This is a genomic window from Hymenobacter glacialis (assembly GCF_001816165.1).
GTDB lineage: Bacteria > Bacteroidota > Bacteroidia > Cytophagales > Hymenobacteraceae > Hymenobacter > Hymenobacter glacialis.
In genome coordinates, this window is sequence record NZ_MDZC01000090.1 from 113,986 (window position 1) to 135,944 (window position 21,959).

Below are 21,959 nucleotides of genomic sequence, written 5' to 3' on the forward strand. Positions count from 1 at the left end.
AAATAAATCCAAGTCCCTAAGACCCCAGGTACCTAATGGCTATTTAGAAACGGAAGTGCGAGAAGGCCTTGTTGGCCTCCGCCATGCGGTGGGTGTCGTCTTTCTTCTTGACGGCAGCACCTTCGCCTTTGGCAGCAGCGATGATTTCGCCGGCCAGTTTGTCCTTCATGGTCTTCTCACCACGACGACGAGCATACTGAATCATCCACTTGGCACCTACCGAAATGCGGCGGTCAGCGCGCACTTCAATCGGAACCTGGAAGGTAGCACCACCTACGCGGCGGCTTTTCACTTCCACGGTAGGCATCACGTTGTTCAACGCTTTGCGCCACATTTCGAGGCCGCTCTCCTTAGTGCGCTGCTCCACGAGGTCGCAAGCATCATAGAAGATGGTGTACGCGAGGTTTTTCTTACCGTCGTACATCATGTAGTTCACAAAGCGGGTTACCAGCGTCTCCTTGTACTTAGGGTCCGGCAGCAAGATGCGCTTTTTTGGTTTTGACTTTCTCATGATTGAATATAGTTGTCAGTTGCTTGCTGTCAGTTGTCAGTTGCTGGGCCGATTACACGGCCTGACAACTGACAACTAACAACCAACAACTAAATCATTTACTTTTTCTTCTTAGCGGGTGCACCCTTCGCTGCTGCGGCGGGCTGACCGGGCTTCGGACGCTTGGCACCGTACTTAGAACGACGCTGGGTCCGGCCGCTTACACCGGCGGTGTCCAGGGCGCCACGGATAATGTGGTAGCGAACACCTGGCAAGTCTTTAACCCGGCCACCACGAATCAGCACGATGCTGTGTTCCTGGAGGTTGTGGCCTTCACCGGGGATGTATGCGTTAACTTCCTTACCATTGGTAAGGCGCACACGGGCCACTTTGCGCATAGCCGAGTTCGGCTTCTTAGGCGTGGTGGTGTACACACGGGTGCACACGCCCCGACGCTGCGGGCACGAATCAAGGGCGGGCGACTTCGACTTGGTAGTCAAAGCCTCACGGCCTTTCCGTACTAACTGATTGATGGTTGGCATTTAAGGAATGGTTTGTTTGGAGCCGTTTGCCCCTAAAATTTGGCTTGCAAAGGTAAGATTATTTCGCCGTAATAGCAAACAGTGTGAGGATGTTAATTTTCTGCAACCCCTGTACGCCAACCTCACCCCCGGCCCCTCTCCAAAAGAGAGGGGAGCCTGACGACTTTCAATGCCGAACCGGTTCCCCCTCTTTTTTGGAGAGGGGGTCAGGGGGTGAGGTTGACGTGAGGGCAGCAAAAAGCGCCTCCACTTTAACATGAAGGCGCTTTCGCAGCTACAGCCTCTGGCTTAGCTTATGCCTCCCCTACCGCGCCGCCGAAGTTCATCGGGTAGCTCGGAGCTTCGTTCTGCATCTTAATGGGGCCAAAAGCGGCTTCAAACCGCTCAATGTTCTCGGTGAGGGCCTGCAGCAAGCGCTTGGCATGCTCGGGCGTGACGACGATGCGCGCCTTCACCTTGGCCTTGGGCAGGCCAGGCATCATGCGGATGAAGTCAATCACGAACTCGCTGTTGCTGTGCGCAATCATGGCGAGGTTGGCGTATTCGCCCTCTGCCATGGCTTCGGAAAGCTCAATGTTGATGGCGTTGGGGTCTGGGTTTTGGTCGGTTGGTTGCATATCAGAGTTCAATTTTTGATTGCCATTCATTCAATACTGAACGAACTGCGGCGTAGGCAAAGAACAGGCTTAGGACGAATAAGAAGAGAAACCAGATGAACATGAATACCTGAGGCCACACTTTCTCCAAAAAAGCAAAATATCCAAATGGGATTGCAAACAAATAACGCCCCGATACATATGCCAAAACTGCACTGCCTATCAATACAGCAACGCTTATCAGCGCTCTAAAGGCGAAGTGCAGATACCAAATGAATTTCATCGTTCGCCAATATATAGAAAAAGCCGACCGGGATACCCCAGTCGGCTTTTCCATTGCAAACCTACGGCGGATTACTCAGCCGACACTTCGCGCTTACCAGCACGGCTGGCGCGCTTAGCGGGAACGGCGGCTTCGGCTGCTTGCGCGGCTTGGGCAGCTTCCATCTCCTCTTTCGAGCCGACAATCTGGCGGGTGTACTCGCGCAGACCGGTACCGGCCGGGATGAGGTGACCGACGATTACGTTCTCCTTCAGGCCCAGCAACTGGTCTGCCTTGCCACGGATGGCGGCTTCGCTCAGCACCTTGGTCGTCTCCTGGAAGGAAGCGGCCGAGATGAAGGACTGCGTGCCCAGCGAGGCCTGCGTGATGCCTTGCAGCGTGGGGCGCGAAACCGAAGGCTGCGCGTCGCGCACTTGCACGAGGGTGAGGTCGCGACGTTTCAGGCTGCTGTTCTCGTCGCGGAGGCGACGGGCCGTCACAATCTGACCGGGCTTCATGTTGCTCGAATCACCGGCTTCGGTCACTACTTTCATGTCGATAATCATGTCGTTCTCGGCCATGAAGATGATTTTATCAATCACCTGATTTTCGAGGAACGACGTGTCACCGGCATCCAAAATCACCACTTTCTGCATCATCTGGCGAACTACCACCTCGATGTGCTTATCGTTGATTTTCACACCCTGCAAGCGGTACACTTCCTGAATCTCGTTCACGAGGTACTCCTGCACGGCGCCGGGGCCCTGAATGCTCAGGATGTCCGAAGGCGTGATGGCACCATCCGACAGCGGCATGCCAGCGCGGATGAAGTCATTGTCCTGCACCAGAATGTGCTTCGACAGCGGCACCATGTACTTCTTCTTAACACCGTCTTTCGACTCCACGTAGATTTCACGGTTACCGCGTTTTACGGTACCGTAAGTCACTACGCCGTCGATTTCCGATACCACGGCGGGGTTCGACGGGTTCCGAGCTTCGAAAAGCTCCGTTACCCGTGGCAGACCACCGGTGATGTCGCGGGTCTTGCCCACCGAGCGAGGTATCTTGGCAAGGATGTGACCTGCCTTGATTTTGTCGTTGTTCTCGACGGCCAAGTGCGAGCCCACCGGGATGCTGTAGCCCTTCTGACCTTCGGCATCGCCCTTTTTGCCGGGGCGGATGATGATGGACGGGTTCTGGTCCTTGGCCTTCGACTCGATGATTACCTTCTCGCGGTGACCGGTCTGTTCGTCCGACTCCTCACGGAAAGTAACGCCTTCGGTGATGGCGTCGAACTGCACGGTACCGTCAAACTCCGCCAGAATAACGGCGTTGTAAGGGTCCCAGTTGTTCAGCTCCGTGCCTTTCTCTACTTCCTGGCCTTCCGTTACGAGCATGAAGGAGCCGTAAGGGACGTGGTTGGAAGTAAACACGCGGCCGGTGCCTTTTTCCACGATGCGAACTTCGCCCGAGCGGCCCATGACCACGGCACCCTTCACGCCTTCGGCGGTAGTGGTAGCCACGGTACGAACGTCCTCGAACTCCACCACACCCGCGAATTTGGCTTTGATGTTAGATTCAACGGCAATGTTGGAAGCCGTACCACCTACGTGGAAAGTACGCAGCGTCAGCTGCGTGCCGGGCTCACCAATCGACTGGGCGGCGATGACACCGACAGCCTCACCACGCTGCACCATGCGGCCCGAAGCCAGGTTGCGGCCGTAGCACTTGGCGCAGATGCCGCGCTTGCTTTCGCAAGTCAGCACCGAACGAATCTCCACCGATTCGATGCTAGTAGCATCGATACGGCGGGTAGTGTCTTCCTTGATTTCAGAACCCGAAGTCAGGAGTACATCACCGGTCAGCGGGTCGATGATATCGTGCACCGTTACGCGGCCCAGGATACGCTCGGCCAGCGGCTCCACGATGTCCTCGTTGTCTTTCAACGCGAAGGTTTCTATACCGCGCAACGTGCCGCAGTCCGGCTCGTTCACGATTACGTCCTGCGATACGTCTACGAGACGACGAGTCAGGTAGCCGGCGTCAGCCGTCTTCAGAGCCGTGTCGGCCAGACCTTTACGAGCACCGTGGGTCGAGATAAAGTACTCGATAACATCGAGGCCTTCTTTGAAGTTAGACAGAATCGGGTTTTCGATAATCTCACCAATCGAGCCTTGCAGCGACTTCTGCGGCTTGGCCATCAGACCACGCATACCGCCCAGCTGACGAATCTGCTCACGCGAGCCACGGGCTCCCGAGTGCATCATCATGTAGATGGAGTTGAAGCCCTGGTTTTCGCGCTCCAAACGACCCATCAGCGTTTCCGTGATTTGGTTGTTGATACGCGTCCAGATGTCAATAACTTGGTTGTAACGCTCGTTGTCCGTAATCAGACCCATCTGGTAGTTCTGGGTTACGGCCTTCACATCGTTCTGGGCTTGCAGCACCAACTCGTCTTTCTCCTTTGGAATCTGGATGTCGCCCAGACCCATGCTCAAGCCACCTTTGTAGGCCGACTGGAAACCAAGGGTCTTGATGTCGTCCAGGAATTGAGCGGTACGAGCCATGCCCGTGCGCTTAAATACCGTCGAGATGATTTGCTGGAGTTTCTTCTTGGTGAGCAGCTCGTCGATAAAGCCTACCTCCTCGGGAATCATCTGGTTGAACAGCACACGGCCGGCCACAGTGTCCACGACTTTGGTTACCAAATCGTCGTTCTCATCGCGAATCTGCGTACGCACCTTAATGTAGGCGTGCTTCGAGAGCTGGCCTTCGTTGAGGGCAATAACAACTTCTTCGTCCGAGTAGAACACACGGCCTTCGCCCTGAATCTTCTCGTCGTCGGTGCTGCGCTTGCCTTTGGTTACGTAGTACAGACCCAGAACCATGTCCTGCGACGGCACCGCGATAGGCGCGCCGTTGGCGGGGTTCAGGATGTTGTGCGATGCCAGCATGAGCATCGAAGCTTCCAGGATAGCAGCCGGGCCGAGGGGCACGTGCACAGCCATCTGGTCACCGTCAAAGTCAGCGTTGAAGGCCGTACAAACGAGGGGGTGCAGCTGGATAGCCTTGCCTTCGATGAGGCGCGGCTGGAACGCCTGGATGCCCAGACGGTGAAGCGTAGGAGCCCTGTTGAGCAACACTGGGTGGCCTTTCAGCACGTTCTCCAGAATGTCCCAAACCACTGCGTCCTTGCGGTCCACAATTTTCTTGGCCGATTTCACCGTCTTCACAATACCGCGCTCGATGAGCTTGCGGATGATGAACGGCTTAAATAGCTCGGCCGCCATGTTCTTGGGCAAGCCGCACTCGTGCAGCTTCAGCTCCGGACCAACGACGATTACCGAACGACCCGAATAGTCAACACGCTTACCGAGCAGGTTCTGACGGAAGCGGCCCTGCTTGCCTTTCAGCATATCAGACAGCGACTTCAGGGCACGGTTGCCTTCGGCGCGCACGGCGTTCACCTTACGCGAATTGTCGAATAGGGAGTCAACAGCTTCCTGCAGCATGCGCTTCTCGTTCCGCAGAATCACCTCCGGAGCCTTGATTTCAATCAGGCGCTTGAGGCGGTTGTTGCGGATGATAACGCGACGGTACAGGTCGTTCAAGTCGGAAGTGGCGAAACGGCCACCGTCGAGCGGAACCAACGGACGCAATTCCGGCGGAATCACCGGCACCATGCGGATAACCATCCACTCGGGGCGGTTTTCCACGCGGGTAGCGGCGTCACGGAAAGCTTCCACTACGCGCAGACGCTTCAACGCTTCAGCTTTACGCTGCTGCGAAGTTTCGTGGGCAGCGGAGTCACGCAGCGAGTAGCTCAACTCGTCCAAATTGATGCGCTCCAGCAGCATGTGCAGGGCATCGGCACCCATGCGGGCGATGAACTTGTTGGGGTCCTCGTTGGGCAGCATCTGGTTCTCCCGGGGGAGTTTGTCGATGATGTCCAGGTATTCGTCTTCGGTGAGGAAGTCGAGAATCTGCACGCCTTCTTCAGCCAGCGAGCCGGGCTGAACCACGACGTACCGCTCGTAATAGATAATCTGGTCGAGCTTCTTGGTGGGCAGGCCCAGCAGGTAACCGATTTTGTTGGGCAGCGACTTGAAGTACCAGATGTGAGCTACGGGCACCACCAGTTCGATGTGGCCCATGCGCTCACGACGCACTTTCTTCTCGGTCACCTCCACGCCGCAACGGTCGCAGATGATGCCTTTATAGCGAATGCGCTTGTATTTGCCGCAGTGGCACTCCCAGTCCTTCACGGGACCGAAAATCCGCTCACAGAACAGACCGCCCATTTCGGGCTTGTACGTGCGGTAGTTGATGGTTTCAGGCTTCACCACTTCGCCAGTGCTGCGCTCCAGAATTGCTTCGGGCGAGGCCAGTGAAATCGTGACTTTGGAGAAGTCCTGAACTACTTTCTTGTTTTTTGCGAAAGCCATTTGATTGGGGTTAAGCTAGTAGCTGTTGGCTTTGAGCTGCCTGATTCTTCGTCCTTCGCCAGAAGCACGCAAGAGGTTCAAACAGTTTGACTCTTAGAAAAGTGTCTTTGCACAACAGATAGGTATGTCGAACAAAGGCACTTTCAAAAGGTCGAATTATTAAGTCTGGCGGCAAAGCAGAATGGCGGGAAGGCCTTCGATTAAGTTGCTTAGGGAAGGTTGATGCTGCACTGACCATATCTCGGAACAGCGTCCCCAGCTTCTTTCATCGAAGCGTTTTCTCACCACTCGTTACCAGAGTCGCTCAATCAGCGCCTCCTGTTGCCTACCGGGCAGTTTAGTTATCAGTTGCTGGTTGTCAGTTATTAGATTCGATTATGAGCCTAACAACTGACAACCAGCAACTGACAACTAATTACTCCATCGTGATTTCCAACGCCAGACCACGCAATTCGTGGAGCAGCACGTTGAACGACTCGGGGATATTCGGCTTGGGCAGAATATCACCTTTTACAATGGCTTCGTACGCCTTGGCGCGGCCTACCACGTCATCCGATTTGATGGTCAGGATTTCCTGCAGCACGTTGGAAGCACCGAAGGCCTCCAGTGCCCACACTTCCATTTCGCCGAAGCGCTGGCCACCGAACTGCGCCTTACCACCCAGCGGCTGCTGCGTGATGAGCGAGTACGGCCCAATGGAACGAGCGTGCATCTTGTCGTCAACCAAGTGACCAAGCTTGAGCATGTAAATCACACCCACGGTTACTGGCTGGTCGAAACGGTCGCCCGTCAGGCCATCGTGCAGATAAGCACGGCCCCAGTCGGGCAGGTTAGCAGCGGTCAGCTCGTGCGCCACTTCGTCTTCGGTAGCACCGTCGAAAATTGGGGTAGCATAGGTGCGACCCAATTTCAGACCGGCCCAGCCGAGTACGGTTTCGTAAATCTGACCGATGTTCATGCGGCTTGGTACACCAAGCGGGTTCAGCACGATGTCCATTGGCGTGCCGTCGGGCAGGAAGGGCATGTCCTCATCGCGCACGATGCGGGCTACCACCCCTTTGTTACCGTGGCGGCCGGCCATCTTGTCACCCACCTTCAGCTTGCGCTTCTTGGCGATGTATACCTTAGCCAGCTGCACAATGCCGGCGGGCAGCTCATCACCTACTTCGAGGGTAAAGCGCTGACGCTTGAAGCGCGCGGTGATGGTATTGCGGCGCTTGGCGTAGTTACGCACCAGCTCCAGCACCAGGCCGTTCACGCGGGCATCAGCCGTCCAGCCTTCCAGAATCAGGTCCTTAAACAGGTTCACTTCTTCCGGAACGGCGTAGTTGCTTTCATCCTTGTAAGGATTCTTCTCGGGGAACATCCCCTCGTTGATGTTCTTACGGTTGAACTTCACGCCTTTGGAAATCATCTCTTCGCCGAAGCGGTGCTTGATGCCCTGGCTCGTCTTGCCTTCCAGCAATTGCACCAGCTTATCAACCATGATGGCTTTCACGCCGCGCAATTCCTGCGCGTAAGTCCCTTTCAGGTCTTCCACTTCCTTCTTCGACTTGGCCCGGAGGTTTTTGTCTTTCTTAGGACGCGAAAAGAGCTTGGTGCCGATAACCACACCCTGCAAGGAGGGCGGCGCTTTGAGCGAAGCATCCTTCACATCGCCGGCCTTGTCGCCGAAGATGGCACGGAGCAGCTTCTCTTCCGGCGTGGGGTCCGTCTCGCCCTTCGGCGTGATTTTACCAATCAGAATGTCGCCTTCCTTCACCTCCGCGCCGAGGCGGATGATGCCGTTATCGTCGAGGTTGCGCACGGCTTCTTCGCTCACGTTCGGAATTTCCGAGGTCAGCTCTTCTTCGCCGCGCTTGGTCTCGCGCACTTCCAGCTCAAACTCCTCAATGTGAATCGAGGTAAAGATGTCGTCGCGAACCACGCGCTCCGAGATGACGATGGCATCCTCGAAGTTGTAGCCCTGCCACGGCATAAATGCCACCTGCATGTTGCGGCCCAAGGCCAGCTCGCCTTGGTTGGTGCCGTAGCCTTCGCAGAGCGCCTGGCCCTTGGTCACCCGCTCGCCGCGCTTCACGAGCGGCGTCAGGTTGAGGCAGGTGTCCTGGTTAGTACGACGGAACTTGATGAGGTCGTAGGTGATACGCTCCGCGTCGAAGCTCACCATGATGTCGTCGTCCGTGAGGTCGTACTTCACCACGATTTTGTTAGCGTCCACGTAGTCAATCACGCCTTCGCCTTCCGACATAATCAGGGTACGCGAGTCGCTGGCAATACGTGCTTCCAGACCCGTGCCCACAATCGGAGCCTCGGGGCGGAGCAGTGGCACCGCCTGGCGCTGCATGTTCGAGCCCATCAGTGCGCGGTTGGCGTCGTCGTGCTCCAGGAATGGAATCAGCGAAGCAGCTACCGATACAATCTGGTTCGGGGCCACGTCCATGTAAGTGTACTCCGATGGAGCTACTACAGGGAAGTCACCTTCGAAACGGCCTTTCACCAGCTCCGAAGTAAAGATGCCGTCATCATTGAGCTTGGCGTTGGCCTGCGCAATGTGGTGGGTGTCTTCTTCCTCAGCAGTCAGGAACTTCACGTTGGGGCTCATGTCCACCTTGCCGGCTTTCACGTCACGGTAAGGCGTTTCGATGAAGCCCATGGCATTCACGCGGGCGTGCACGCACAGCGACGAAATCAAACCAATGTTAGGTCCTTCCGGCGTTTCGATGGTGCAAAGACGACCGTAGTGCGTGTAGTGAACGTCACGTACCTCAAAGCCAGCGCGCTCACGCGACAGACCTCCTGGCCCCAGTGCCGATACGCGACGCTTGTGCGTCACCTCGGCTAGCGGGTTGGTCTGGTCCATGAACTGCGACAGCTGGTTCGTACCGAAGAACGAGTTGATAACGCTGGACAGCGTCCGGGCGTTAATCAGGTCGACCGGCTTGAAGTCCTCGTTGTCACGCACGTTCATGCGTTCCTTGATGGTACGCGCCATGCGGGCCAGGCCCACGCCAAACTGGGCGTAAAGCTGCTCGCCCACGGTGCGCACGCGGCGGTTGCTCAAGTGGTCAATGTCATCGACAATGGCCTTCGAGTTGCTCAAGCCAATCAGATACTTCACAATCAGCACGATGTCCTGATTGGTCAATACCCGCGACTCCTGGTCCATACCAATCTGGAGCTTCTTGTTAATCCGGTAGCGGCCCACCTCACCGAGGTCGTAGCGCTTGTCCGAGAAGAACAGCTTCTGGATGATGTCGCGAGCGGTTTCCTCGTCAGGTGCCTCCGTGTTGCGGAGCTGGCGGTAAATCTGCTCTACGGCTTCTTTCTCCGAGTTGGAGTTGTCCTTCTGCAGCGTGTTGTAAATAATTGCAAAGTCTGCAATGTTCACGTTCTCGCGGTGCAGAATCACCGACTTGGCGCCGGCCTCCAGAATCACGTCGATGTCAGCTTCCTCAATAGTCGCATCGCGCTCCAGCAACACTTCGTTGCGGTCAATCGATACTACCTCACCGGTGTCCTCGTCCACGAAGTCTTCCGTCCAGGTGCGGAGCACCCGGGCAGCCAGCTTGCGACCAACGGCTTTCTTAAGGTTTTTCTTATCGGACTTCACTTCCTCCGACAGCCCGAACAGGTCGAGAATGTCTTTGTCGGTGCCGTAGCCGATGGCGCGAAGCAGCGTCGTCACCGGGAATTTCTTCTTCCGGTCGATGTACGCATACATCACGTTGTTCACGTCCGTGGCGAACTCAATCCACGAGCCTTTGAACGGGATAATACGGGCCGAATACAGCTTGGTACCGTTGGTGTGCTTGCTCTGGGCGAAGAATACGCCCGGCGAGCGGTGCAGCTGCGATACGATAACACGCTCGGCGCCGTTGATAACAAACGAACCCTTCACGGTCATGTAAGGAATGTTCCCGAGGAACACCTCCTGCTCAATCGTTTCGAAGTCCTCGTTGTCCTTATCATTGCAAATCAAGCGCAACTTGGCCTTCAGCGGAACCGAATAGGTCAAACCACGGTCGATGCACTCGTCGACCGAATATTTCGGCGGGTCAACGTGATAGTCGATAAAGTTGAGTACGAAGTTTTCGCGCGAGTCCGAAATCGGAAAGTTCTCGGCGAACACTTTAAACAATCCTTCGTTAGAACGGCGTTCGGCAGCCGTTTCCAGCTGAAAGAACTCCTGGAACGAGCGAACCTGCACGTCCAAGAAGTCCGGGTACTCGATAACCTTCTTAATCTTGGCGAAATTGATTCGCTCAGCGGCCGTTTTCTTCAGGGCAGCCGTCTTTGCTTTCGGTGTAGCCAATGCGATGGGGATTAAAAGATGGACACAGAAGCGTAATAAAGGAAGCCGCAATGGCGACTAGTCAGCGGTGCAGTGCACTCCCCAACTACCTATGCAACAAGATAGTTAGCTGACATAGCAAAAGCGCGAACTGGGTGGCTCGCGCGGTTGACACGCTACAAACAGGAAAAGACCTGGCTAAGTTGCCAGGTCTAATCCTTATTCGAAGCGGGTCCGGAGATGCTTCAGGAGCAGAAATTACTTAACCTCTACTTCAGCACCGGCTTCCTCGAGCTGCTTCTTCAGCGACTCAGCCTCGTCTTTGGTTACGCCTTCTTTCAGGGGCTTAGGAGCACCGTCAACCAGCTCTTTGGCTTCCTTCAGGCCGAGGCCGGTCAGGTCCTTTACCAGCTTAACTACAGCCAGCTTAGCGCCACCGGCAGCCTTCAGGATAACGTCAAACGACGTCTTCTCCTCAGGAGCCTCGTCAGCAGCAGCACCACCGCCGCCGGCCATCATTACAGGAGCAGCAGCAGCGGGCTCAATGCCGTACTCGTCCTTCAGGATGGTTGCCAATTCGTTTACTTCTTTCACCGTCAGGTTTACGAGCTGCTCAGCGAATGCTTTCAAATCTGCCATTTCTGTAGATTGTTAAAAAAAAGTGTTGTTGAAAATTTATTATTGAAGTCGAAAAAGAAGACTGACGCTTAAGCGGCCTCTTTTTCGGAAAGCGTTTTGAGGATACCAGCCAGTTTGTTGCCACCGCTCTGAAGAGCCGAGATAACATTCTTGGCAGGCGACTGCAGCAGGCCGATGAGCTCGCCGAGCAACTCCTGCTTGCCTTTGAGGGTCGTAAGACCTTCCAGCTGGTCGGAACCGATGTAGATGCTGGCATCTACATAAGCGCCTTTCAGCACGGGCTTCAGCGTTGCGCCACGGGGATAAGCTTGCGACTTGTAGAAGTCGCGCAACAGCTTGGCGGGAGCCGAGCCGCTCTCCGAGGAGAACAACACACCCGACTGGCCTTTCAGCGCGGCATCCATCTCCGAGGTATCGTGGCCCAAGGTGTCCAGCGCTTTCCGGATAAAGGTGTTTTTGTACACCTTGTATTCCATTCCGCGATTGAAGCACAGACGACGAAACTCGTTGATTTTCGCTACTGACATCACCGAAGCATCGACAATGTAGAACGAGTTGTGCGATTGAATCTTTCCGCTCAACTCATCCACGAGGGTTTGTTTTTCTTCCCTGGTCATGTTTGGTTGGTTAATTAGTTAGCGGAGTTTACTTGGCTGTCTACCGGAACGGCAGGCGACATCGTGCTGCTGAGCGTGATGCTCTTGATGTAGGTGCCTTTCGACGAAGAAGGCTTTAGGCGACCCAACGTCTGGATAATCTCCAGCGCGTTTTCTGCCAGCATCTTCTCATCGAACGATACTTTACCAACCGAGCAGTGAATGATGCCGGTTTTGTCAACTTTGAAGTCGATTTTACCTGCTTTCACTTCCTGCACAGCCTTGGCTACGTCAGTCGTTACGGTGCCCGACTTCGGGTTCGGCATCAGACCACGGGGGCCGAGCACACGGCCCAGACGACCTACCTTAGCCATTACGGCGGGCATGGTGATGATTACGTCGATGTCGGTCCAACCTTTCTCGATTTTCGAGATATAGTCGTCCAGACCCACGAAATCGGCGCCGGCGGCCAGAGCTTCGGCCTCCTTATCGGGAGTAACCAGAGCCAGAACGCGAACGGTTTTGCCGGTGCCGTGGGGCAGGGTGGCCACGCCACGAACCATCTGGTCCGCTTTGCGAGGGTCCACACCGAGGCGAACGTCGATATCGACCGAAGCGTCGAATTTGGTGTAGGTAATGTCCTTCACCACTTTGGCAGCCTCCAGGAGGCTGCGAACTTCCGTGAGGTCGTGCTTGGCAAGGGATTCCTTGCGCTTTTTGCTGATTTTTGCCATCTGTCGTTTTTCCTTTTAATTATTCAGCAAAAGGAGAGTCGCCCTTGATGGTAATACCCATGCTGCGGGCCGTACCAGCCACCGACTTCATAGCCGACTCCACCTTGAAGGCGTTGAGGTCAGCCATTTTGGTTTCGGCAATGGTGCGGACTTGGTCCCATGTCACGGAGCCTACTTTGTTACGGTTTGGCTCTTTCGAACCGCTCGTCAACTTAGCAGCTTCCATGAGCAACACCGGAGCCGGTGCCGTCTTCACCACGAAGTCAAACGACTTGTCGGTGTACATGGTGATGAGTACAGGACAAACTTGGCCGGCTTTATCTTGGGTGCGCGCATTGAACTGCTTGCAAAACTCCATGATGTTCAAGCCTTTGCTACCAAGTGCAGGTCCTACCGGCGGCGATGGATTCGCTGAGCCTCCCTTTATCTGCAGACGCAGATAACCTCTGATTTCTTTGGCCATTTGATTGTATAGGCTGTGGCTCCTACGTCGTAACTCGTGCTTGCCTCAGTTTGTATAAACTCCTAGTTGGAAGCCCCGCCGACCCGGAGCAATTAGCCGGCGTGGTATAATCGAGAGAGGGTTACACCTCTTTTTCTACTTGAGTATAGCTGAGTTCTACCGGCTGCGAACGACCGAAGATTTTCACGACTACGTTGAGCTTCTTACGCTCTTCAAATACTTCGTCTACGTTACCGGAGAAGCCATTGAAAGGACCATCTACCACTTTCACGAGTTCGCCCACTACGTAAGGCTTGTCGAGTGCGGCATCAACCTGTTGTTCGGCTTCGTCTACAATGCCGAGAATGCGGTTGACTTCGGTGATGTGCAGGGGAACGGGTTTGTTATTGGCCGCGTCCTTCTTGTCTTTATCACCTAGAAAACCAATCACGCCGGGTGTGCTGGTGATGATGTGGTCTACTTCACCGTGGCCGAGGTCGGCGTGGATTATGATGTAGCCGGGGTAGAGGTTCCGCTCGCGTACGCGCTTCTTGCCGTTGCGCATCTCAAACACCTTCTCTACCGGAATCAGTACCTGAGGCACCAACTCGGTCAGGTTATGCCGTCCGAGCTCCGTTTCGAGGTAGTTTTTGGCTTTTTTCTCTTGGCCGCTCACGGAGCGCACCACGTACCATTTCAATTCGCCCATCTTGATTGCTGATTAGCGAAACGAGTTATAAAACACTTTAAGTACCGACTCAAAGCTAATGTCCATGACGCCTACCACTACGGCAAACACGAGCGAACCGATAAGCACCAGACCGGCGCTCTTTTGCAGTTCCGTCGTAGAGGGCCACGTTACGTTGTAGCGCATCTCTTCGATGGTGGTGCGGAAATAATTGCTCAGTTTGTCCATTGGATGAAAAAAGCAGCGTTGCCGCTGGTAACGACATGGAGCGGGCCAACTGGCCCAGATTGCACGAGTGGAGAGATTCGAACTCCCGTCAAAGGTTTTGGAGACCCGTATGCTACCGCTGCACCACACTCGTTTGTTAACATTCCCATCGCGCGCATTTCGCCAAAGGGAGTGCAAAGGTAAGAGAAACAGTGGACAAAACAAATATGACCTTCTGTTTCAGCGTAAAAAAGCCGCCCCCGAGGTTTCGAGAGCGGCTTTTTTTACTGCTTAAGCCGAAGCTTAGTCGAGAACTTCGGTTACCTGGCCGGCACCTACCGTACGGCCACCCTCACGGATAGCGAAGCGGAGGCCTTTCTCCATTGCCACTTTGCTGATGAGCTCCACGGTGATGGTGATGTTGTCGCCGGGCATTACCATTTCAACCCCCTCGGGGAGGGTGATGATGCCGGTAACATCGGTGGTACGCAGGTAGAACTGCGGACGGTAGTTGTTGAAGAAAGGCGTGTGACGGCCACCTTCCTCTTTCGAGAGAACGTAAACCTCAGCCTTGAACTTCTGGTGAGGAGTTACCGAACCGGGCTTGCAGATAACCATGCCGCGACGGATGGCTTCTTTCTCAATACCACGGAGCAACAGACCTACGTTGTCACCAGCTTCGCCACGGTCGAGTATTTTGCGGAACATTTCCACACCCGTAACCGTCGACTTCAGGCCGGCAGCAGCGCCCATACCCAGGATGTCGACTTGCTCACCCGAGTTGATGATGCCGCGCTCGATACGACCGGTAGCAACAGTGCCACGGCCGGTAATCGAGAACACGTCCTCAACAGGCATCAGGAAAGGCAGGTCGGTCAGACGAGCAGGAATCGGAATAAACGAGTCAACCGCGTCCATCAGCTCCTCAATCTTGGTTACCCAAGCAGCATCGCCGTTCAAGCCACCGAGGGCCGAACCCTGGATAACTGGAATGTTGTCGCCGTCGAAGTCGTAGAACGAGAGCAGCTCACGGATTTCCATTTCCACCAGCTCGAGGAGCTCGGGGTCGTCCACCATGTCTACTTTGTTCATGAACACCACCAGCTGAGGAACACCCACCTGACGAGCGAGCAGGATGTGCTCACGGGTCTGGGGCATTGGGCCGTCGGTGGCAGCTACCACGAGGATAGCACCGTCCATCTGGGCAGCACCAGTTACCATGTTCTTCACATAGTCGGCGTGACCGGGGCAGTCAACGTGAGCGTAGTGACGGTTTACGGTCGAGTACTCTACGTGCGAGGTGTTGATGGTGATACCACGCTCTTTCTCTTCGGGGGCGTTGTCAATCGAACCGAAATCGCGCTTCTCAGCTAGGCCCTTGTTGGCCAGCACCTGCGTGATAGCGGCAGTCAGGGTGGTCTTGCCGTGGTCAACGTGGCCGATGGTACCGATGTTTACGTGCGGCTTGGACCGGTCGAAATTTTCTTTAGCCATTGTAAAGAGTAAAAAAGAGGTGGTGAAGTGAATTTGAGGATAAAACCGACCCTACAACAAGAAAGCGAGACTCAGCCCCTACGAAATAGAAAACTGTGCGTCGCTTACCTGAGAGAACCGCGCCTACAGCCCGAAAATATGGCCTGTAGGTCTTGTATTGTAATCTGAGCCATTTATGGGATTTGAACCCATGACCTCTTCCTTACCAAGGAAGTGCTCTACCACTGAGCTAAAACGGCTTATGCTAAAAAATGAGCGGGAGACGAGGTTCGAACCCGCGACCTGCAGCTTGGAAGGCTGCCGCTCTACCAGCTGAGCTACTCCCGCAGTTGGCCTTCAAAAAGTGGGGAGAGAAGGATTCGAACCTTCGAAAGTTTACACTAACAGAGTTACAGTCTGTCCCATTTGGCCGCTCTGGAACCTCCCCAATTTGTTGCTCATCGGCCGATTGCCAAGAAGCTATTCCCTTTCGTTTTGCTGGCTACCGAGGTAGTAGTGTTTCGTAAGGAGTCGCAAAATTAGGGCTTTTCTGACAACGGGCAAGGGGTGAAGCAAAAAAACCTTAGACTTTTTTCAAAAAAGTGGGCTTATGCCCTTCTACATAAGGTTATAAAAAGCCTTGAGCCGGTCGTCGGTTTCCTTTTCGCGGATGTTTTGGAGAAGCGCCTTCAGGTTTGGAGACGTGGGCATGAGCAGGGCCAGGCCTCGGTAAGCCCCGAGCCGGATTTCATAGCGGGGGGCATTGCGGGCATATTTCTCCAAGGTTTTGATGCCGCTGTCGCGCTCTACGGGCGGAATACGCGTCATGAGGGTGCCAAAGGATTGGAAGTAGGCGTACAGGTCGGCCTCGGCTACGTCGGGCAGGCGGCGCAGGAACCAGCTGTACTGGTCGAGGGTGCCGTTTGTGGCGTAGTAGTTGGCCAGAGCCAGAATAAGCGGGCTGCTGGTGGTGTTGTCGAGGGTAGCCACTTGCTGGCTGGTGTTCGCGTCGGGCTTCTTGGCGAGGGCCTGAATGGCGGCGGCGGCCACCAGCGCGGAGCTGTCGCCGATGGCGGCGCCGTAGATAGGCCCGAAGGTGCCATCGGGAAAACTTGCCAGGGTGGTAATGGCCTGCGCCCGCACCCGGGGGTTGACGTCGGTGGTGGCCAGCCGCTGGATGTCTTTGCGCATGCCTTCGGGCTCGGGGCCGCGGTAGCGGCGCAGGTGGTCGAGGGCAAGCCGGCGCACGGCCCAGAACTTGTCAGTCAGGGCGTTGCGCAACAGGCCGCTCACGGCAAGTTCCGTGGTCTTGTTCTGGAGCAAGTCCAGGGCCTCCGATTTTTGCTGGTAGCTGCGGGCGTGGTAGAACTGGAATATCAGCTCGTCCTGGGTGCGCTCTTCGTCAAACTGGGCCAGTAGCTGGCTTTCGTTATCGAATTTGACCAGGCTGGGCTTCTGGTTGGCAGGCAGCACAAAGGTCTGGCTGGCTTTGGTGACGGTGATGCGGTGCTCGGTGGGCTGGTTGTTGTTGGTCCAGACGGCCACGGTGACGGGCAGACGGAAAACGGGCTGAAACAGGGTGTCCTGGGTTTGCTGCACCCGCAGCGTGACCTGGTTGTTGGCGTAGGAATGAGTGATGCGCAGCTCCGGGTGCCCGCGCTGCAGGAACCATTGGTTGAAAAACCACATCAGGTCTTCGCCGGTGGTTTCCTCAAAGGCCGTGCGCAGCTGGGAGAGCTCCACCGCCGTCTGCTTGTTTTGAATGAGGTAGCGATTGAGGGAAGCAAAGAAGGCGTCGTCGCCTACGTACTTGCGGAGCATGTGGAGCACGCGGCCTCCTTTGTCGTAGGAGTGCCGGTCGAACATGTCTTCCCGGTTGGTGTGTCGGTAACGAATAAGGGGCTCGCGCTTGGACTGCGCTTCTTCGAGGTAGTTGTTGATTTTTATCTCCTGCACGAGGCCGGCTTCATCGGGGCCGTACTTGTGCTCGGCCCACAGCAGCTCGGAATAATCGGCGAATGATTCATTCAGGGGCAAATTAGCCCACGACTCGCTGGTGACATAATCGCCAAACCAATGATGGAACAGCTCGTGAACGATGACCGACTCGCTGGTCTGGTAGTTGGCATCCAATAGCTGGCGGCGGGTGGCCTGAATGGTGGAGCCGTGGGTGGTGGCGGTGGTGTTTTCCATGGCGCCGCTCACGTAGTCGCGCACGGCTATCTGAGCGTATTTGTCCCAGGGATATTCTACGCCCAGCTTCTTGGAGAAGAAATCGAGCATTTGGGGTGTGCGGCCAAAGATGGCGCGGGCGGTGCCGGCGTATTGCGGCTCCACGTAATAATCGACGGGCTTGCCGTGCCAGGAGTCGTTCACAACGGCAAAATCGCCGACTACCATGGAAGCGAGGTAGGGCGCGTGGGGCTGTTTTAGCTTCCAGGTGTCGGTGCGTGTGCCATCGGCGTTGGCCTTGGAGGCGGTGAGGACACCATTGGAAAGCGTTTTGAACTGCTTTTCCACCGTCATGCTGATTTCCTGCGTCATGCGCTGGTTCGGCTTGTCGATGGTGGGAAACCAGCAGGAACTGGCCTCGGTCTCGCCCTGCGTCCAGATTTGGCGGGGCTTGTTTTTCTCGGTACCGAGGGGGTTGATAAAGTACAGGCCTTTATCGGAGGTGATGGCCGCCGAACCACCCTGGGGCAGCTCGTTGGGCTTGGCTACGTACACAATGCGCACCTGGTAGGGCGTGGTGCGCGGGTAGGGGTGGTCGAGGGCGATGACGAGCTTGCGCCGGTCGTAGGTGTAAGTGAGGACCTTGGGTTTCTTATCGCTCACCAGCTCCACTTTCTGTATATCAAACCCCTTGGCATCGAGCGCTACTTCGGACTGCGGATAGAAATGGGAGCGCAGCGTGAGCAGGGCCGTACCCAGCAGGTGCTGCTTCTTGTAGTCGAAGCGCACGTCCAGCTTGGTGTCCACTATATCGGTGAGGATGGTGGCTGCAGGCTGCAGGGGAGCATCGGCCGGCAGCCACGACGGGACCACTAGGCCAGCAGGCGCAGGCGTTGCAACAGCAGCCGGCAATGCTTTCCTATTCGCCGGGCCCTTGGCAGCGGGCCGGCGCTGGCCGGAGGCCGGCGCTTGAGCAGCTGCCAGGAGTTGAATACATAACAACAGGCTGGTAAGGCCCGGAACCAAATACTTCATGCCGACAAGAACGGGCGAAAAACGCCTCAATTTCTGAATTAATTTGAGATTTGGCCTACCTTTAACCCCCGCTTCCATCCCACCCTATCCTCCTCAGATGCTCCAAATCAGCACCGGCCCCGAACAACTATGGGAAGTTGACTACCGCGCCGCCGATACTATTACGCTTAACGGACAGCCTTTTGCCTGGGATATGGCAGATTTGGGCGAAGGCCGGTTCCACGTGCTGCACGAAGGCCGTTCCTATAATGCGGAAGTTGTATCAACGGATTATGCGACGAAGAATATTGTATTAAAGATAAACGGGCAGCGCGTTGAGCTCAATGCCAAGGACCGGTTCGACCTGCTCCTCGAGCGGCTGGGCATGAGCAATGCCGCCGCCACGAAAGTAAACGAACTGAAGGCTCCCATGCCCGGTCTCATCGTTGACATTCGCGTGACGCCGGGCCAAACCGTGCAGAAAGGCGACCCGCTGCTGGTGTTGGAGGCCATGAAGATGGAAAACATTCTGAAAGCACCGGCCGACGGCACCATTGCCGGCCTAAAGGTGAACCTGCGCGACAACGTGCAAAAAGGCCAGGTTCTGGTACAGTTCGCGTAAAGGCCAGCCCTCCCCTACCTAACATTCCTCAATTACCTCGCCTTGAAATATACCCGCATCCTCCTCAAACTCAGCGGCGAAGCGCTGATGGGCCAACAGCAATACGGCATCGATGCCGAGCGGCTGATGCAGTACGCGTCTGAAATCAAGTCCGTAGCAGCCACCGGTGTGCAAGTTGCCGTCGTTATTGGCGGTGGCAACATTTACCGTGGCGTACAAGCCGAAGCTTTTGGCCTCGACCGAGTGCAGGGCGACTACATGGGCATGCTCGCTACGGTTATCAACTCCATGGCCCTGCAAAGCGCTTTGGAGAAACTGGAAGTGAGCACCCGCCTGCTTTCCGGCCTCACCATTCAGCGGGTGTGCGAGCCCTACATCCGGCGGCGTGCCGTGCGGCACCTGGAAAAGGGACGGGTGGTTATTTTCGGGGCCGGCATTGGCTCGCCGTACTTCACCACCGACTCGGCTGCCTCGCTGCGGGCCATTGAGATTGAAGCCGACGTGGTGTTAAAGGGCACCCGGGTAGACGGTATTTATACTGCCGACCCCGAGAAAGACCCCACGGCTACCCGCTACGACGAAATAACCTTCGACGAGGTCCTCAGCAAGAACCTGAATGTGATGGACATGACGGCCTTCACGCTTTGCAAAGAGAATAACCTGCCCATTATTGTATTCGATATGAACACACCGGGCAACCTGGAGCGCCTCCTGAACGGCGAGACAATGGGCACCCTGGTAAGCATGGGCGGCGAAGGCCGGCGCAATGCCAAAAAAGCTATTTTGACGCCCGTGCTACCTCCTTTGCAGCCCCTAGTAGGCAACCAGGCGGAGCAAGCTTAAAAATTTGAATGTTGAGTTTTGAGTTTCCCAACAGACTCAACTCAGCTTAATTGTCATTCAACACTCAATCCTTAAAATTCAACACTTCCAAAAAATGGACGAAGAAATTCAGTTTTACCTCGACGAGCTTGCTGAATCAATGGGCAAGGCACTGGCGCACGTAAACGTGGAGATGAGCCGGATTCGGGCGGGCAAGGCCTCGCCGGCAATGCTGGACGGCCTGCGCGTGGACTACTACGGTACGGCTACCCCCATCAGCCAGATTGCTACTGTTACGGCTCCCGACGCCCGCTCCCTGCTCATCAAGCCCTGGGAGAAGAACATGGTGGTGGAAGTAGCCAAGGCCATCAAAAACAGCGACCTGGGCCTGAACCCGGTTTCGGATGCCGATGGTGTGCGTCTCAACATTCCGGCCATGACCGAGGAGCGGCGCCGGGAACTGGTGAAGCAGGCCAAAAATGAGTCGGAAGCCGGCAAGGTGCGGGTTCGTGGCATCCGCAAGGACGTGAACGAGTCGCTGCGCAAGCTGCTGAAAGACGGTGCTTCGGAAGATGCCGTGAAAAGCGCCGAAGAAAAGGTGCAGAAAACCACGGACTCTTACATTGCGGAAGTTGAAAAGACTCTTAGCAAGAAGGAGAGCGAAATCATGACCATCTGATTTGGTCAATTTGAAGACAAAAAAGGAGCCCGGCGAACTATCGTCGGGCTCCTTTTTTGGAATGTCATTTTGAAGGCGCTTCACATCGTAAATACCCGGTGCAGCTCTTCTTCGATGGCAGCTGGCACGAGGTAGCGAATGCTGCGGCCGGTGCGCAGGCTCTCGCGGATGTAGGTGGCCGAAATATCGAGCAAAGGCGCCTGCAGGACCTGCACCCGGGGAAACCGGGCTACGTCCTGTATTTCGGTCCCGGGGCGAGGGTACACGTAAATGTCGACTTCCGCGAGCAGGCGTACAGACTCCTGCCAGCGCGGAAGGCCGGGCAGGTTGTCGGCCCCCATCAGCAGCACAAAATCGTGGGTGGGGTGGCGCTGGCGCAGGGCGTCGAACGTGGCGATGGTGTAGCTGGGGCGCGGCAGGCTAAACTCGATGTTTTCGGCGCGCAGGCGCGGGTTGCCGGCCAGAGCCAGTTCAACGAGGCGCAGGCGCTCGGAGTCGGGCAGCAGGTCGGCTACGGCTTTGAAGGGGCTATGGGGCGATACCACCAGCCAGACCTCGGCCAAATCGGTGCGGGTAGCAAAGTGCTCCGCCAGGATGAGGTGGCCAATATGCACGGGGTTGAACGAGCCGAAAAGCAGGCCAATTCGGGGGCCACTCATACGATGGCAGGTTCGACGCTAACGAAATCACGGACCAGCTTCTCGGCGTGGGCCGTGGCTTCGTCCAGTTTGTCGTTGACCACGGTCACGTCGAACCGGTCTTCGAACGCGAGCTCAAAATTGGCCTTGTATACCCGCGAAGAAATACTGGATTGGGAGTCGGTAGCACGGGCCTGCAGGCGCTGCTCCAATACTTCAATGGACGGCGGGCGGACGAAAATAGCCAGGGCGCGGTCCTTGTAAAATTCTTTGATGCTGAGGCCGCCTTTCACGTCCACATCAAGGATAGCATGCTTGCCACTGTCCCAGATGCGTTCGATTTCGGACTTCAGCGTGCCATAAAAGGCTCCTTCGTACACTTCCTCCCATTCCACAAATTCGTCGTGCCGAATTTTGTCTTGGAAATCCTGTACGGAAATAAAGTGGTAGTCTTTGCCATTGGCCTCGGAACGACCGCGGCGGTCGCGCGTGCATGCCGAAATGGAAAAGCTCAACTCCGGCACCCGCTCCATAAGCCGATGCACGATGGTGGTTTTTCCAGCGCCCGAAGGCGCCGAAAACACGATGATTTTGCCTTGCATCG

General features: G+C 55.8%; 18 protein-coding genes and 4 tRNA genes. 3 read left to right on the forward strand and 19 right to left on the reverse strand.

Translation table 11 applies throughout. The annotated features are described in order from the left end of the window. Positions 1–43 precede the first annotated feature (43 nt). The 17 genes from rpsG to BEN48_RS14365 form a co-directional block, all read right to left on the reverse strand. Positions 44–511 carry a 30S ribosomal protein S7 gene (gene rpsG, locus BEN48_RS14280; protein ID WP_035567919.1) on the reverse strand — a complete coding sequence of 156 codons (468 nt, stop codon included), beginning with the start codon at positions 509–511 and terminating at the stop codon, positions 44–46. Positions 512–609: 98 nt separating this feature from the next. Continuing rightward, entirely contained in the window at positions 610–1,032 is a 423-nt protein-coding gene (rpsL, locus tag BEN48_RS14285) for a 30S ribosomal protein S12 (protein ID WP_035567920.1), read from the reverse strand. Between the two features lie 293 nt (positions 1,033–1,325). Further along, the gene (locus BEN48_RS14290; RefSeq protein WP_035567389.1) at positions 1,326–1,649 is read right to left on the reverse strand and encodes a DUF3467 domain-containing protein; all 324 of its coding nucleotides are present in this window, start codon (positions 1,647–1,649) and stop codon (positions 1,326–1,328) included. A gap of 333 nt (positions 1,650–1,982) precedes the next feature. Continuing rightward, a complete protein-coding gene (gene rpoC, locus BEN48_RS14300; protein ID WP_070735582.1) occupies positions 1,983–6,335 on the reverse strand; it encodes a DNA-directed RNA polymerase subunit beta' in 4,353 nt (1,450 codons plus the stop codon). A gap of 415 nt (positions 6,336–6,750) precedes the next feature. Beyond that, positions 6,751–10,620: a DNA-directed RNA polymerase subunit beta gene (gene rpoB, locus BEN48_RS14305; protein WP_193408683.1), complete on the reverse strand. Its 3,870-nt coding sequence runs from the start codon at positions 10,618–10,620 to the stop codon at positions 6,751–6,753. Between the two features lie 267 nt (positions 10,621–10,887). Next, entirely contained in the window at positions 10,888–11,268 is a 381-nt protein-coding gene (gene rplL, locus BEN48_RS14310; protein WP_070735584.1) for a 50S ribosomal protein L7/L12, read from the reverse strand. Between the two features lie 68 nt (positions 11,269–11,336). After that, positions 11,337–11,885, reverse strand: coding sequence for a 50S ribosomal protein L10 (rplJ, locus tag BEN48_RS14315; protein WP_070735585.1), 549 nt, complete (start codon positions 11,883–11,885; stop codon positions 11,337–11,339). A gap of 14 nt (positions 11,886–11,899) precedes the next feature. After that, positions 11,900–12,598, reverse strand: coding sequence for a 50S ribosomal protein L1 (rplA, locus tag BEN48_RS14320; RefSeq protein WP_070727245.1), 699 nt, complete (start codon positions 12,596–12,598; stop codon positions 11,900–11,902). 19 nt (positions 12,599–12,617) lie between these two features. After that, positions 12,618–13,061: a 50S ribosomal protein L11 gene (rplK, locus tag BEN48_RS14325; protein WP_070727243.1), complete on the reverse strand. Its 444-nt coding sequence runs from the start codon at positions 13,059–13,061 to the stop codon at positions 12,618–12,620. Positions 13,062–13,182: 121 nt separating this feature from the next. Continuing rightward, complete coding sequence (gene nusG, locus BEN48_RS14330; RefSeq protein ID WP_070735586.1) at positions 13,183–13,749, reverse strand: transcription termination/antitermination protein NusG; 567 nt, start codon at positions 13,747–13,749, stop codon at positions 13,183–13,185. A gap of 12 nt (positions 13,750–13,761) precedes the next feature. Continuing rightward, positions 13,762–13,956 (reverse strand): preprotein translocase subunit SecE, encoded by a 195-nt coding sequence (secE, locus tag BEN48_RS14335; protein ID WP_070727239.1) that lies wholly within the window; start codon positions 13,954–13,956, stop codon positions 13,762–13,764. 62 nt (positions 13,957–14,018) lie between these two features. Then, a tRNA-Trp gene (locus BEN48_RS14340) sits at positions 14,019–14,089 on the reverse strand. Between the two features lie 149 nt (positions 14,090–14,238). Then, on the reverse strand, positions 14,239–15,429 hold the full coding sequence (tuf, locus tag BEN48_RS14345; protein ID WP_070735587.1) for an elongation factor Tu: 1,191 nt from the start codon (positions 15,427–15,429) through the stop codon (positions 14,239–14,241). Positions 15,430–15,596: 167 nt separating this feature from the next. Continuing rightward, positions 15,597–15,668: transfer RNA gene (locus BEN48_RS14350), tRNA-Thr, on the reverse strand. Between the two features lie 15 nt (positions 15,669–15,683). Next, positions 15,684–15,756 (reverse strand) — tRNA-Gly (locus BEN48_RS14355). 17 nt (positions 15,757–15,773) lie between these two features. Continuing rightward, positions 15,774–15,856: transfer RNA gene (locus tag BEN48_RS14360), tRNA-Tyr, on the reverse strand. A gap of 170 nt (positions 15,857–16,026) precedes the next feature. Beyond that, positions 16,027–18,615 carry a M1 family metallopeptidase gene (locus BEN48_RS14365; protein ID WP_070735588.1) on the reverse strand — a complete coding sequence of 863 codons (2,589 nt, stop codon included), beginning with the start codon at positions 18,613–18,615 and terminating at the stop codon, positions 16,027–16,029. Positions 18,616–18,712: 97 nt separating this feature from the next. Between BEN48_RS14365 and BEN48_RS14370 the strand changes: the two genes are divergently transcribed. From BEN48_RS14370 to frr, 3 genes are all read left to right on the forward strand, one after another. Continuing rightward, positions 18,713–19,216, forward strand: coding sequence for a biotin/lipoyl-containing protein (locus BEN48_RS14370; protein ID WP_070735589.1), 504 nt, complete (start codon positions 18,713–18,715; stop codon positions 19,214–19,216). A 42-nt stretch (positions 19,217–19,258) separates the two neighbouring features. Continuing rightward, a complete protein-coding gene (gene pyrH, locus BEN48_RS14375; protein WP_083321081.1) occupies positions 19,259–20,059 on the forward strand; it encodes a UMP kinase in 801 nt (266 codons plus the stop codon). Positions 20,060–20,153: 94 nt separating this feature from the next. Further along, positions 20,154–20,717, forward strand: a complete 564-nt coding sequence (gene frr, locus BEN48_RS14380) for a ribosome recycling factor (RefSeq protein ID WP_070735590.1) — start codon at positions 20,154–20,156, stop codon at positions 20,715–20,717. Between the two features lie 80 nt (positions 20,718–20,797). On the opposite strand, the gene nadD is transcribed toward frr, so the two are convergent. Further along, positions 20,798–21,376: a nicotinate (nicotinamide) nucleotide adenylyltransferase gene (gene nadD / locus BEN48_RS14385; protein WP_070735591.1), complete on the reverse strand. Its 579-nt coding sequence runs from the start codon at positions 21,374–21,376 to the stop codon at positions 20,798–20,800. After that, positions 21,373–21,957, reverse strand: coding sequence for a guanylate kinase (gmk, locus tag BEN48_RS14390; RefSeq protein WP_070735592.1), 585 nt, complete (start codon positions 21,955–21,957; stop codon positions 21,373–21,375). The genes nadD and gmk overlap by 4 nt, the downstream gene beginning before the upstream one ends. Positions 21,958–21,959 lie beyond the last annotated feature (2 nt).

What these genes read in the sequence shown, in the direction of transcription:
- rpsG (WP_035567919.1), bottom strand. Translation starts at nt 511, where the DNA reads ATGAGAAAGTCAAAACCAAAAAAGCGCATCTTGCTGCCGGACCCTAAG.
- rpsL (WP_035567920.1), bottom strand. Translation starts at nt 1,032, where the DNA reads ATGCCAACCATCAATCAGTTAGTACGGAAAGGCCGTGAGGCTTTGACT.
- BEN48_RS14290 (WP_035567389.1), bottom strand. Translation starts at nt 1,649, where the DNA reads ATGCAACCAACCGACCAAAACCCAGACCCCAACGCCATCAACATTGAG.
- rpoC (WP_070735582.1), bottom strand. Translation starts at nt 6,335, where the DNA reads ATGGCTTTCGCAAAAAACAAGAAAGTAGTTCAGGACTTCTCCAAAGTC.
- rplL (WP_070735584.1), bottom strand. Translation starts at nt 11,268, where the DNA reads ATGGCAGATTTGAAAGCATTCGCTGAGCAGCTCGTAAACCTGACGGTG.
- rplJ (WP_070735585.1), bottom strand. Translation starts at nt 11,885, where the DNA reads ATGACCAGGGAAGAAAAACAAACCCTCGTGGATGAGTTGAGCGGAAAG.
- rplA (WP_070727245.1), bottom strand. Translation starts at nt 12,598, where the DNA reads ATGGCAAAAATCAGCAAAAAGCGCAAGGAATCCCTTGCCAAGCACGAC.
- rplK (WP_070727243.1), bottom strand. Translation starts at nt 13,061, where the DNA reads ATGGCCAAAGAAATCAGAGGTTATCTGCGTCTGCAGATAAAGGGAGGC.
- nusG (WP_070735586.1), bottom strand. Translation starts at nt 13,749, where the DNA reads ATGGGCGAATTGAAATGGTACGTGGTGCGCTCCGTGAGCGGCCAAGAG.
- secE (WP_070727239.1), bottom strand. Translation starts at nt 13,956, where the DNA reads ATGGACAAACTGAGCAATTATTTCCGCACCACCATCGAAGAGATGCGC.
- tuf (WP_070735587.1), bottom strand. Translation starts at nt 15,429, where the DNA reads ATGGCTAAAGAAAATTTCGACCGGTCCAAGCCGCACGTAAACATCGGT.
- BEN48_RS14365 (WP_070735588.1), bottom strand. Translation starts at nt 18,615, where the DNA reads ATGAAGTATTTGGTTCCGGGCCTTACCAGCCTGTTGTTATGTATTCAA.
- BEN48_RS14370 (WP_070735589.1), top strand. Translation starts at nt 18,713, where the DNA reads ATGCTCCAAATCAGCACCGGCCCCGAACAACTATGGGAAGTTGACTAC.
- frr (WP_070735590.1), top strand. Translation starts at nt 20,154, where the DNA reads ATGGACGAAGAAATTCAGTTTTACCTCGACGAGCTTGCTGAATCAATG.
- nadD (WP_070735591.1), bottom strand. Translation starts at nt 21,376, where the DNA reads ATGAGTGGCCCCCGAATTGGCCTGCTTTTCGGCTCGTTCAACCCCGTG.
- gmk (WP_070735592.1), bottom strand. Translation starts at nt 21,957, where the DNA reads ATGCAAGGCAAAATCATCGTGTTTTCGGCGCCTTCGGGCGCTGGAAAA.